This window comes from Actinacidiphila rubida, from assembly GCF_900110255.1.
GTDB lineage: Bacteria > Actinomycetota > Actinomycetes > Streptomycetales > Streptomycetaceae > Actinacidiphila > Actinacidiphila rubida.
Genome location: NZ_FODD01000016.1, coordinates 108677 through 120442 on the forward strand (window position 1 = coordinate 108677; position 11766 = coordinate 120442).

At 75.0% G+C, this 11766-nt stretch carries 12 protein-coding genes; 9 read left to right on the plus strand and 3 right to left on the minus strand.

The features are described from left to right. Nucleotides 1-17: 17 nt before the first annotated feature. Nucleotides 18-821, minus strand: coding sequence for a 2,3-dihydro-2,3-dihydroxybenzoate dehydrogenase (locus BMW99_RS17520; RefSeq protein WP_069461702.1), 804 nt, complete (start codon nucleotides 819-821; stop codon nucleotides 18-20). Continuing rightward, nucleotides 818-2518: a class I adenylate-forming enzyme family protein gene (locus BMW99_RS17525; protein ID WP_069461701.1), complete on the minus strand. Its 1701-nt coding sequence runs from the start codon at nucleotides 2516-2518 to the stop codon at nucleotides 818-820. Before BMW99_RS17525 ends, BMW99_RS17520 begins: the two co-directional genes overlap by 4 nt. Nucleotides 2519-2786: 268 nt before the next feature. Here BMW99_RS17525 and BMW99_RS42090 point away from each other — a divergent pair, with 268 nt between their 5' ends. Beyond that, on the plus strand, nucleotides 2787-3041 hold the full coding sequence (locus BMW99_RS42090) for an acyl carrier protein (RefSeq protein ID WP_069461700.1): 255 nt from the start codon (nucleotides 2787-2789) through the stop codon (nucleotides 3039-3041). Continuing rightward, nucleotides 3038-4657: a class I adenylate-forming enzyme family protein gene (locus tag BMW99_RS17535; protein WP_075017105.1), complete on the plus strand. Its 1620-nt coding sequence runs from the start codon at nucleotides 3038-3040 to the stop codon at nucleotides 4655-4657. The genes BMW99_RS42090 and BMW99_RS17535 overlap by 4 nt, the downstream gene beginning before the upstream one ends. A 126-nt stretch (nucleotides 4658-4783) precedes the next feature. Here the strand turns inward: BMW99_RS17535 and BMW99_RS40115 are convergent, their stop codons facing one another. Continuing rightward, nucleotides 4784-6187, minus strand: a complete 1404-nt coding sequence (locus BMW99_RS40115; protein WP_143080545.1) for a helix-turn-helix transcriptional regulator — start codon at nucleotides 6185-6187, stop codon at nucleotides 4784-4786. Between the two features lie 870 nt (nucleotides 6188-7057). Here BMW99_RS40115 and BMW99_RS17545 point away from each other — a divergent pair. From BMW99_RS17545 to BMW99_RS17575, 7 genes are all read left to right on the plus strand, one after another. Next, nucleotides 7058-7471 carry a hypothetical protein gene (locus BMW99_RS17545; RefSeq protein WP_069467676.1) on the plus strand — a complete coding sequence of 138 codons (414 nt, stop codon included), beginning with the start codon at nucleotides 7058-7060 and terminating at the stop codon, nucleotides 7469-7471. Then, on the plus strand, nucleotides 7468-8295 hold the full coding sequence (locus BMW99_RS17550; protein WP_069467677.1) for a hypothetical protein: 828 nt from the start codon (nucleotides 7468-7470) through the stop codon (nucleotides 8293-8295). The genes BMW99_RS17545 and BMW99_RS17550 overlap by 4 nt, the downstream gene beginning before the upstream one ends. A 40-nt stretch (nucleotides 8296-8335) precedes the next feature. After that, nucleotides 8336-8770: a roadblock/LC7 domain-containing protein gene (locus BMW99_RS17555; RefSeq protein ID WP_075017107.1), complete on the plus strand. Its 435-nt coding sequence runs from the start codon at nucleotides 8336-8338 to the stop codon at nucleotides 8768-8770. Nucleotides 8771-8906: 136 nt separating this feature from the next. Beyond that, the gene (locus BMW99_RS17560) at nucleotides 8907-9281 is read left to right on the plus strand and encodes a hypothetical protein (RefSeq protein WP_069467453.1); all 375 of its coding nucleotides are present in this window, start codon (nucleotides 8907-8909) and stop codon (nucleotides 9279-9281) included. Between the two features lie 211 nt (nucleotides 9282-9492). Continuing rightward, complete coding sequence (locus tag BMW99_RS17565) at nucleotides 9493-10566, plus strand: P1 family peptidase (RefSeq protein ID WP_075017130.1); 1074 nt, start codon at nucleotides 9493-9495, stop codon at nucleotides 10564-10566. 224 nt (nucleotides 10567-10790) lie between these two features. Continuing rightward, nucleotides 10791-11282, plus strand: a complete 492-nt coding sequence (locus BMW99_RS17570; RefSeq protein ID WP_079139096.1) for an SRPBCC domain-containing protein — start codon at nucleotides 10791-10793, stop codon at nucleotides 11280-11282. Continuing rightward, a complete protein-coding gene (locus BMW99_RS17575; RefSeq protein WP_069467457.1) occupies nucleotides 11279-11728 on the plus strand; it encodes an ArsR/SmtB family transcription factor in 450 nt (149 codons plus the stop codon). The genes BMW99_RS17570 and BMW99_RS17575 overlap by 4 nt, the downstream gene beginning before the upstream one ends. Nucleotides 11729-11766: the final 38 nt, after the last annotated feature.

Here is an 11766-nt window from a genome sequence, read left to right on the forward strand (position 1 = left end):
CCTCTGCGCGGCGGGTGTCATGCGCCGAGCACGGCGCCGCCGTCGACGCACAGGTCCTGCATGGTGATGTGGCCGGAGCGCGCGGACAGCAGGAACAGCACCGCGTCCGTGATGTCCGCGGGCCGCGCCAGCTTGCGCAGCGGGATGCCGAGCCGGTACGCGGCGGGGTCGCCGTCGACGGTGTGCACGGGGCCCGAGTCGTCGGTCCACATCGACCGCAGCATGGGCGTGTCCGTCGACCCCGGGCTGACGACGTTGCAGCGGATGCCGAACGCCGCCGCCTCCAGCGCCAGCGACTTCGCGAAGTGCGCGGTCGCCGCCTTCGACGCCCCGTACGCGGCCATCTGGGCGCGCGGCACCCGCCCGGCGTTGGAGGCGACGGTGACGATCGTGCCGCGGCGCCGCGGCATCATGCGCCGCAGCACCGCCCGCGACAGGTGGAACACCCCGTCGACGTTGACCGAGAAGATGTGCCGCCAGTCCTCGTCGGTGGTCGTGGCGACGTCGCCAAGCCGCAGCACCCCGGCCGCGCTGACCAGGTGGTCGATGGGGCCGCAGGCGTCCTCCACCTCGGCGACCGCACGGTCCACGGCGCCCGAGTCGGCGACGTCCACCGCGACCGGCAGCACGGAGAATCCGGCTGCGGCACACTCCTCCGCGGCCGCACGCACGGCCTTCGCGTCGCGGTCCAGCAGCGCCACCGTGCTGCCGCACGCGGCCAGCGTCTGCGCGACGTGGCGCCCGATGCCGCTGCCCGCGCCGCTGACCACCGCCGTGGTGCCCGCGAACTCCCCGTCCGTCACCGGGTCGTGGCCGTTCATGCCAGTACCTCCCCGTCCACCGTCGCGTGCGTTCCGCCGGCCGCCGCGAACGCGGAGAGGTCGGCGTACCGGTCTCGCAGCAGGCGCTTGAGCGTCTTGCCGGTCGGCCCGGTCGGCACCGCCTCGCCCGCGCCGGTGAGGTCGAGCAGCCCCAGCGCCGGCTGGCCGGCAGCGGTGAGCGCGCGGTTGGCGCGCGCCAGCAGATCCCGGGGATCGGGCGTGCCAGGTCCGGCGTGCGGGCGCACCAGCGCGACCGCGACCTCGGCACCGTCCCGCCGCCCCGCGACCACCGCGCAGTCCGCGACGTCCGGCAGCCCCGCCAGCAGGATCTCCTCCATCAGCAGCGAGTAGCCGACCCCCTGCCCAGCCGGCCTGATGACGTCCACGACGCGGTCCATGTGGAAGAACTGGCCGTGGGCGTCGCGGTACACCAGATCCCCGGACAGCCAGTAACCGCCCAGCATGCTGCGGTAGTAGCGGTCGCTGTCGTCCCAGTAGCCGGGCGTCACCGAGTCGCTGCGCACCCCCAGCCGGCCCACCTCGCCCGCCTCGGCCTCGGTGCCGTCGTCGCGGAACACCCGCACGTCCGCGAGCTCGGTGGTGGTGCCGATGTAACCCGGCCTGGACGGCATGTCGTCGATGACCACGCGGTGCAACGCGGCCCAGCCCAGCTCCGAGGAGCCGAGGCCGTCGCCGAACACCGAGCCCGGACGCCGCCTCTTGCGCACCACGTGGTGTCCGAGAGCGGTGAGGCGCCTGATGTGCTCGTGGTGCGCGGAGTCGCCGATGTTGATCCAGCTCGCCACCGAGTCGAACGCCTCCGTGTCGATCTCGGAGGTCGCCAGCGCCGAGAAGGCCTCGTTGAACGCCAGGACGATGGTGGGGCGGTGGCGGCGGGCCGCCTCGGTCAGCCGCCCCGGACCGGATCCGGCCACGGCCACCAGCGGGAGACCGGCGAGCAGCGCGTAGAAGGTGAAGCCGATCGCGCCCGAGTGGGACTGCGGGAGCGCCGACAGCAGCACCGAGTCCTCACGTTCGATCTGGGTGCGAAGCCGGAACCGCGGTCCCGCGGCGCTCTGCCCGTGCGACCAGACGACGAGCTTCGGCAGGCCCGTCGTGCCCGAGGTGTGGCAGATGCCGATCGGGTCGTCCGCGCTGTGCCGGTACCTGGCCGCGTCGGGCAGCCCCGTCGCCCCCGCCGGTTCGCCGCCGGTGCCGCACCGCGTCCAGCGCAGGGACGGCGCCAGGTCACCGGGCGACGGCAGCCGCGCCAGGCGGGACCGGTCGGTGTAGAGCCCGACGGGGTCGGCGCGCGCGATGAGCCGGGCCGCGACCCCGGGGTCCATCCGCCCGTTGAGCAGCACCGGGATCGCGCCGAGCTGCGCCAGCGCGGCCAGGTGCAGCTGGTCCTCGAAGGAGTCGTCGACGTAGACCACGACCCGGTCACGCGGACGCACCCCCAGATCGAGGTACCAGGCGGACAACGCGTCGGCGCAGACGTTGAGTTCGGCGATGCTGAACACCGTCCGCGCGGACCCGTCGGGAGCCGGCAGCGGTGTGTCGGTGGTGAGCAGCGGCGCGTCCGGTGCCGCGCTGTGCTCCAGGGCGGTCCGCCACACGTTGCCGCCGCCGAACGTCTCGGCCCCGCCGAGGCGGGTGCGGGCGGGGCCGTCCAGCAGCGTGCGGGAATTCGGCATGTGTCACCTTCGCTACCTGGCACGTGGATTCACGCTGAATCTAGGTCGGCGGCCGGAGGGCGATAACCCGCGCGAACGGGTAGGCGGCAGGACAGAGCAGGTGGTGGCGGCCCGGCTACCCGACCGCGGGGGTTACCCGGCCCCGCGTGCGAACGGAGGATGTGACGAGCAGCTGCGACCGGAACCGGGACCGGCGGACGCGGCCGGCGGCAGGACGGCCGGCCCGCGCGCCGGGTGCCGGCCCGGCGCCCCGACACGAGGAGACCTGGTGCCCGCCACCCCGGAAGCCGCCACGCGGGAGCGCCTGCGGGCGATCCTCGCGGACATCCTCGAAATGGACGTGACGGACGGCGACGTGGACGCGTCGTTCTACGACGACCTGGGTGTCAGCTCGCTGGAGAAGGTCGCGATCGTCACCCGGGTGGAGAACGAGTTCGCGGTGACCCTCACCGACGGCGAGGCCGCCGCCATGACGAGCCTGCGCAGCGCGGTGACGGTGCTCGCGGACAAGGGCGTGCGGTGAGCGGCACCGATCTGGTCGGACGGCTGACGGGTACGCAGCTGGCCGCCGGCCGCGGCGGGCACACCGCCTACGCGGACCCGGACGCCGGAGAGGTCTCCTACGCGCGGCTGCACGCCGCCGCCCGGCGGTACGCGCGGGCACTCGACGCGTCCGGTGTCCGCGCCGGGTCCCGCGGGCTGATCGTCGCCGAGGACTCGGTCGCCACCGTCGTCGCGGTCCTCGGCTCGTGGTGGCACGGCAGCGTGCCCGTCCCGGTCAGCCCGTTGCTGCCCGACGCCGACATGGACCACGTCGTCCGGGACTGCGCGCCGCGGTTCGTGTACCTCGACGTGCGGGCCAGGCGCGCCGGCCGGCTGCTGCGGTTCGCCGGCGGCGCGCCGGCCGTCGACGCCGCGGCGGTGCTCGCGGCGGTGCGCGCGGACGCCGGACCGCACGAGACCCTGGGGGAGGAGTTCGTGGACGACGTGCCGGGTCCGGCCCGCTGGCCGGACGGCACCGACGCCCTCGTCCAGTACACCTCCGGCAGCACCGGCGCACCCAAGGGCGTGCGGCACTCCGCCGACGCGATCACGGCCATGCTCGCCGGGTTCGGCAGCACGGTTCCGCTGCGGCCCGAGGACCGCGTGCTGGCCACCGCGCGGATGAGCTTCGGCTACGGCTTCGGCAGCTCGGTGCTGTGCCCGCTGGCCGCGGGCGCGACCGTGGTGCTCATCCGCGGCGCGGTCGACGTCCACTCCGTGACGGCCGCGGTGCGACGGCACCGTCCGACGGTGCTGTGCTCGGTGCCGCGGATGTACGCCGCGCTCCTGGACCACGTCGAACGCCGGGACTCTCCGGACCTGGACCGCGGCGACCACCGGGAAGGCCAGGGCACGCGGGAGCCGTCGGAACGCCGCTCGGACGACGCGTTCGGCACGCTGCGGCTGTGCCTGTCGGCGGGCGAGAACTGCCCGCCCGAGCTGGCCGGGCGCATCCGCGCCTCCTTCGCACCGGACCTCGTCAACTGCCTCGGCGCCACTGAGGCGTTGCACGTGGTACTGGCGGGCCACGCCGGAGGCGGGGCCGTCGGAGCGCTCGGTCACGCGGTGGCGGGGACGACCGCGACGGTGCGCGACGAGGAGGGGCGCGAGGTCTCCGCGGGGACCCGGGGGCGCCTGCACGTCGCCGGCCCCACCGTCTCCCTCGGCTACACCGGGCAGCCCGGCACGACCGCGTTCGCCGACGGCGGCCTGTACACCGGGGACGTCGTGCTCCGGCACCCGGACGGCAGCTTCGACTACGTGTGCCGCAGCGACGACCTGCTGATGCTCGGCGGCCACAAGGTCGCGCCGGGGGAGATCGAGTCGGTCGTGCGCGCCGCCGACGGGGTCGGGGACTGCGCTGTGGTGGGCAGCGACGACGAGCACGGCCTGACGGTCGCCGTCGTGTACGTGGTTCCGGCGTCCGGCGCGGAACCGGACGCGGTCCGGCGGTCGGTCGCCGCGGCGCTCCGTGCCGGACTGCCCGCCTACAAGCGGCCCTCGGGCATCCGGCTGCTGGCGGAGCTGCCGGTGACGGTCACCGGCAAGGTCGCCGCGCACCGCCTGCGCGCACAGAGCGCCACCCGCACCCGCTGAACCGCCCCCCGGCAGTCGCCGACCGGCCACCGGCCGTCGGTACGTGACGGCCGGTGGCCTCCGGACGCTCCATCGGCCGCCGGGCAGCACCCGGAGGCCGGAGGACCACTCGCGCGCGGGGCCGGTTCAGGCGCCTTCCCGCAGGCAGTACGTGGCAAGCTCCACCCGGGAGCGGATCTCCAGCTTCTCGAAGATCCGCCGCAGGTGGTAGTTCACGGTGTGCGGCGAACGCCGCAGCGAGTGCGCGATCTGCTGGTTGGTCATGCCGGACGACACCAGGTGCGCGATGCGCAGCTCCGTCGTGGTGAGCAGGCTCGCCGCGCGCTCCGGGACCTCCGAACGGGCCTGCCGGTGCGGCGTCGCCACGGCGACGAGCTCCGCCTCGACGGTCCTGGCCGGCTCGCGGCGCCGGTCGAGCGACCGCAGGTGCTCGCCCGCCAGCCGGGCCGCCCACAGGTCACGGTGCGCCGAGGCGGCCTCGCGCAGTGCCTCCGTGTCGTGTCCCAGCAGCGCCCGTGCGTGCAGCGCGGTGGCCCGCACCGTCGGATACCCCGGGTTGCCGGCCGCCAGGCGCTCCACGGCGGCGACGACGCTCGTGGCCAGGAGCACGTCCCCCGCGGTCTGGGCCAGCCGCACCAGCCAGGGTGCCGCGGCCGCGTCCATGACGAACAGCGCGGGGCAGTCCAGCAGGTCGGCGTACTCCTCGGTGAACGTCTCCACCGCCCGCTCGGCGTTGAGGCCGATGGTCGACACCAGGTACTCGCACCACCGGTACGCGAACGACGGGCGCACCAGCGGGTCGCCGGTGAACTCGGCCCGGCACTTCCACATCGAGTCGCAGGCCGCACGCAGGTCGGGGCGGCGCAGGTCGGTGAGCGCCAGCAGCAGCAGCCCGTACCGCGTGGTCCAGTCCGCTCCGGCGCCCGCGGCCCGCCCGACCGTCCCGGAGATCTTCCGCCGCGCCGCGCGGAACATGCTCGACGCGTACAGCAGGCGGCCCTTGCCGATCTCCACGTCCACCGCGGCCGGATGGTCCTCGCGGTGCGCGGCCGCCGCGTCCGCGGCCTTGATCAGGACCTCGGCCTCGTCCAGTTCGCCGATGTCCAGCAGCTTCTCCGCGAGCGCCAGGCACGGGTAGGGGCGCCAGGGGTCAGGGACGCCCTCGCCGTTCAGCGCCACCGCGTGGCGGCCCCAGCGCATGCCCTCGTCGAGGTCGCCCGCCTCCCAGGCCAGGTTCGACAGGACCGTCGCCGCGACCACCGTCTCGGCCGTCCCGGCGTCCGCGGACAGGATCTCCCGGGCGCGTTCCGCGGTTCCGCCGTCCGGCGAGAGGAGGCCGGCGATGCGCTGCGCCTGGCGGCCGAAGTCGCCCAGCCCGTAAACGATTCCGGCATGCACGTCCTCCACCACCCCCGGGGGCAGCTCGCCCAGGGCGCCGTTCCGGGCGAGCAGCAGTACCGGGAAAAGGCGATTCGCCGTCCCGTACCGGTGGTTGACCGTGCTCGTCGACATGCCGAATGCAACTGCCATCGTCCGCTGACTCCCCGTGCGGTCTGGTGATTCGGTGTGCGGGTTCCGCGATGCTGGTGCGACATTTCCCGATGCCGCACCGGAACACCGGACCGTCGCGGGGGATCTCCCCGGCGGTCCCGGGAGAGGAGTCCGGAACGTGTCCGGAGCCGGTCCAGCCAGGAACGATGGAGCCAGGACCGCCCGCGCCGCACCGGATCGTGGGACAGCGGGCAGTACGTGGCCGGTCACAGTCAGTCTAGGGCGGTCCGATGGTCATTCCATAGGCCCCGGGTCGCCGATTTCCGGCGCCCGGTGCGCTTTGGGTCCACAGGAATGGATTTTCCGCGAGTCCGCGAGCGAAGAGGAAAAAGCACGAAAAACGGGGGAGTGCGGCACGGACAAGACGGGCAGCGCGGTCCGGTTCCCGCCCGTGCGTGGCCCCCGGGCGGCCGGGTGACAGGGCTCCGCGCGGGCCCGCCATGGGGGATCGGAAGACGTCCGCCGCACGTGGGCTCAAGGCGGACTCGAGACCGTGTCGAGCGGCCGTTCCGTTGCCCGCTCCCGCTCCCGCTCCCGCTTCCGCCCCCGCCCCCGTCCCGCACCCGCGGTCACGCGCCGATCCCGGTGCGGTGCGCGGGCGGAACGCTACGCGACGGACCGCCGGTGCCGGACCGGGTTCCCCGGCTCGGCACCATGCGGGACGGTGCGGAGCAGTCTGGGGCAAGACATGCGGAACCGCTCCTCCCGGCGGGGGACCCTAGCGAACTCTGGCGTGTGCCACGGGAAATTGCCAGAACTCCCCTCGACCGAAGGAACGTTGTGTAACGTCTCGATCACCCGAGCGGCCCTGCGGTGCGGCTCAACCGGGCCTATCCGCAAGGGGGTTGCGTGTCCGGCATCGACGAGTGCCTGCTCGAGGCCATGCGGCTGCCCGGCGCACGGGGCGCCGCCCTGGTCGAGTGGGTCAGCGGGCTGGCGCTCGGGGTCGTCGGGGAGGCGCCCGGCGGTGACCACGAGGTGATGGCCGCCGAGGCCGCCGAGTTCGCCCGCGGCGCCGCGGAGATGCCGGTGTTCACCGGCCCCGGGGGGCCCGCCGCCGAACAGGAACCCGCCGATGCCAAGGCGCTGCCCGTCGAGGACGTCATCGTCGTCGCCCGCACCGGTTACCACCTGCTGCGCTTCCTCGAAGCCCCGTACGAGGGCGGGGTGTTCCTCCACCTGTGGCTGGACCGCGGCCAGGCGAACCTCGCCCTGTCACTGATGCGCATGCGCGACCTGGCGGAACGGCTGGTCCTCGAATGAGCCCACACGTGCCCTCGATGCTGGTGCGGCTCGCCGAACGCGGCGCCACCGGAGCCCTGATACGCGACACCGGGGCGCTATACCTGGCCGACGGCGCCGTCGTCCACGCCGAGTCGCCGGCCGCTCCCGGCATCGACGTGCTGCTCACCGCGGACGGGCGGCTGCCGAGCGAGCAGTGGCGCGAGGCGATGGACGCCGCGGGCCCGCACTGCCGCATCGCCCGCTATCTGCTCGACCACGGACGCCTGTCCGGCGCCGAGCTGGAGATCCGCCACCTGAGCGCCCTGTACGACGCCGCGTACTTCGTCCTGGCGCCGGACGGCGGCCCGTCCCGGTTCCGGCACGGAGCCGTGCACTGGTTCGGGCGGGTCCGGCCGGTCGGCGTGGCGGACGTGGAGCGGGAGTCCCGGCGGCGCCGCCGCTATCTGACCGACCTGTGGCCGCACGCCCATCTGGACGCGGTTCCGCCCGTCCGCCGTCGACACGCCGCCCGGCTGCCCCCGGTTCCCCGGCGCCAGCAGGACGTCCTCGACCTCGCCGACGGGCGCCACACGCCCGCGCTGATCGCCGCGAAGCTGGGCCGGCCCGCGTTCCACACCCTGGTCGACATCCGCCGCCTGGCCGCCTCGGGGCACCTGGAGACGCGCACGTCGCCGCCACCGGGCCCGGGCCACGCCGAGGCCGCCGGTCCCGGTGCCGTCGCGGCCGGCGCCCCGCGCGGCGCCGCCGTCCGCCGTCTCCCGTTCCCCTTCCCGGACACCGCGGAAGACGTCGACGTGGTCGTGCTGCGCCGGCTCCGCGACGCATTGGAGGCCCACCTGTGACTCCCCCTGCCGCCGCCACCGCGGCACCCCCCGCGCCGTGATGCGGCGGGGGCTCCGACAACGCGCCGAGAGGAGGAAACTGATGGCGCACGAAGGTGAAGTGCGCGACGAACTGGCCCGGCTGCGGGCCCGCACCGCCGACGTGACCGCGGTCGTCGCCGCGAGCGTGGACGGCCTGGTCCTGGCCGCCGACCCGCCGGTGGAGGACGCGGAAGGAATCGCCGCGCTGACGGCCGCCGCGCTGGGCGTCGGGCTGCGGCTCGCCGACACCACCGGCCGCGGCGCGTTCCGCGAACTGCTCGTCCACGGCGAGAGCGGATACGTCGCCACGTACGCCGCGGGAATCGGCTGCGTCCTGACCGTCCTGGCCGGCCCCCGCGTCAACGTCGGGCGCCTGCACATGGAGGCACGGCGCGCAGGCGCCCGTGTGGCCGAACTTCTCGACGGCGCCGCCGTACGACTGGAGGACAGCTGACGCCATGACCACCCCCCGCTCGCCGAGGGCGCGCGGCACCGCCGCGCACGCGCGGGCCCCCCACCCCGCGCAACCGACCGACCGATCCGACCCGCCGGGCACTCCGGCACCAGCCCAGCAAGGGAGCAAGCGCACCATGGCCAACACCGAAACCGCCCTGAAGGACGCGATGACCTCGATCGAAGGAGTCATCGGCGTCGCACTCGTCGACTACACCAGCGGCATGGCCCTGGGCACCATCGGCGGAGGCAAGGACCTCGACCTCAACGTCGCGGCGGCCGGCAACACCGACGTCGTCCGCGCCAAGGTCCGCACCATGGAGATGCTCGGCCTCAAGGACGAGATCGAGGACATCCTCATCACCCTGGGCACCCAGTACCACCTGATCCGGCTGCTCAGCGGCCGCGGCAAGTCCGGCCTGTTCCTCTACCTCGCCCTCGACAAGAACCGGGCGAACCTGGCGATGGCCCGCCACCAGCTCCGCAGCATCGAGGCCGACCTGGAGGTCTGACCGGCCGGCCGGCGCGCGCCCCCAGCGCGCCGGCCGGCATTCGCGGCGCGGTGCGTCACCACCGCGGGTGACGGGGGATGATCGGCGGGGCGGGCCAGGTGCGCCCGCCAGGACGGAGGCCCTCGTGGTCAGCAGCGGCACCAGCGACGGCAGCGGCGCCACCGGCACCCACCAGGGCGACGGCCCGCCCGGGCCGGGGGCCCGCAACGCGCTGACCGACGTCGCCGGCCTGCGGGTCGGCCATGCCCAGCGCACGGGCGACGGGTGGCTGACCGGCGTCACCGTCGTGCTGGCTCCCGAGGGCGGCGCGGTGACCGCCGTGGACGTGCGCGGCGGCGGCCCTGGCACCCGGGAGACCGACGCCCTCGACCCGCGCAACCTCGTCCAGGAGGTCGAGGCCGTCGTGCTGACCGGTGGCAGCGCCTTCGGACTGGACGCCGCCTCCGGAGTGATGGGCTGGCTGGAGGAGCAGGGCCGCGGGTTCCGGGTCGGTCCGCCGGGACGGGTCGTGCCCGTCGTTCCCGCCGCGGCGCTCTTCGACCTCGGGCGGGGCGGGAGTTGGGGCGCGCGGCCCGACGCCGCGATGGGACGGGCCGCCGTGGCGGCCGCCGCACGCACCGCCGAGGGTGCGGACGTCCCCCAGGGGTGTGTCGGCGCGGGCACCGGAGCGGTCGCGGGTGGCCTCAAGGGTGGTGTGGGTACGGCCAGTTGGGTGCTGACGTCGGGCACGGTGGTGGCCGCCCTGGCCGCGGTGAACGCCGCCGGCTCGGTCGCCGATCCGGAGACGGGCGCGCTGTGGGGCGCCCGCCCCGCGTGGGCCCGGGAGTTCGGCACCGGCGGCGCCGGCCGGCCGCCCGCCGTGCTCGCGCGGGCCCGCGAACGCCTCGCCGCCGTGGCGGCCCGGCCGCTCAACACCACACTCGCGGTGGTCGCCACCGACGCCGCGCTGACCAGGGCCCAGGCGCAGAAGCTCGCCGGCACCGCCCACGACGGCCTGGCCCGCGCCGTGCGGCCCGTGCACCTGATGTCCGACGGCGACACCGTGTTCGCGATGGCCACCGGGACCCGCCCGCTGCTCCCGGCGGACGGGCCCGCTCCCGCCGACCCGGCGTTCGGCACGCACCTGGCCGCGGGCGCGCTCAACGAGATCCTCGCCGCCGGTGCCGACGTCCTCACCCGGGCGGTGCTGCACGCGGTGCTGGCTGCCGACGGCGTCGTGGGCCCGGGCGGCACGTTCCCCTCGTACCGGGAGGTGTACGAGCTCAACCGGCCGGGAAACGGCTGACGCCGGGGAGCGGCACGTCGGACCGCCGCACGACGGCCATGTGCGTGGTGCCCGGCAGCACCGCCGACCCGGCCCGCGGCATGAGCCCGTGGTGGACCGGCAGGCACGGAACTCACCGGCACCCCGCGAGCTCGGTCACGCGCCGGGCGTTCGCGGTGCCCCGCCCCCCATGTGCAAGCCTCTGCTTGCACATGCGCGGATGACGTGCAAGCCTGGACTTGCGCATGGAGGACGTCCACGCGCGCAGGGACGAGAGCAGGACCGCCGAGGAGGCGACCGTCATGGAAGACCGCATCGTTCAGGACATCACCATCGACGCCGGCCTGGAACGCGTCTGGGACCTGGTGACCGAGCCCGGCTGGTGGGTGCCCACGGACCACGAGGTGGTGCCGGACCGCACGCCGGGCCACCAGACCGTGCGGGAGAGCGCCAAGTACGGCCGCTTCCCCGTGGAGGTCGTCAAGCTCGACCCGCGCACCTACGCCGCGTTCCGCTGGGCCAGCCAGTTCCCCGGTGAGGAGCTCGCCCCAGGGCGGACCACCCTCGTCGAGTTCGCCGTCGAGGAGCTGCCCGCGGGAGTGCGCGTCACGGTGACCGAGAGCGGGTTCGCGTCGGTCGAGGCCTCCGACGAGGTCAGGACGCAGGGCTTCAACGCCAACACCGAGGGCTGGAAGCTGGAGCTGGGCTCGCTGCGGACCCGGGCGGAGACGGCATGAGCCCTGCGGGTGCCCCCGCGGCCCCGCCGGAGATCGACGGCGTCTTCGCCGCGCTCGCCGACCCCACCCGCCGTCTGCTGCTCGATCTGCTCGCCGTCCGCCGCCCGTCGAGCGCGACGACGCTGGCCGCGGAGGTCACCGTCTCCCGGCAGGCCGTGGTGCAGCACCTCGCGGTGCTGGAGCGCGCCCGACTCGTCGCCGCGCGGCGGGCGGGACGCGAGGTGCTCTTCAGCGTGCGCCCCGAACCGCTGCTGGCCACCGCCTCCTGGATGACGCACCTCGCCGAGACGTGGGACGAGCGCTTGCGGCTGCTCAAGCAGCGGGCCGAGGCCGCCGAGCGGGCCGAGAACCCCGGCGCCGGTCGCGGCGGGGACGAAGCCGCGGTGCGAGGCACAGGGCGCCACGCGGACGGCGGCGACGTCCGGCCGGGGCAGGGCCCCGGCTAGGGCGTGTCCGCGGAGTCCCGCCCGGCCGGCGTGGCTTG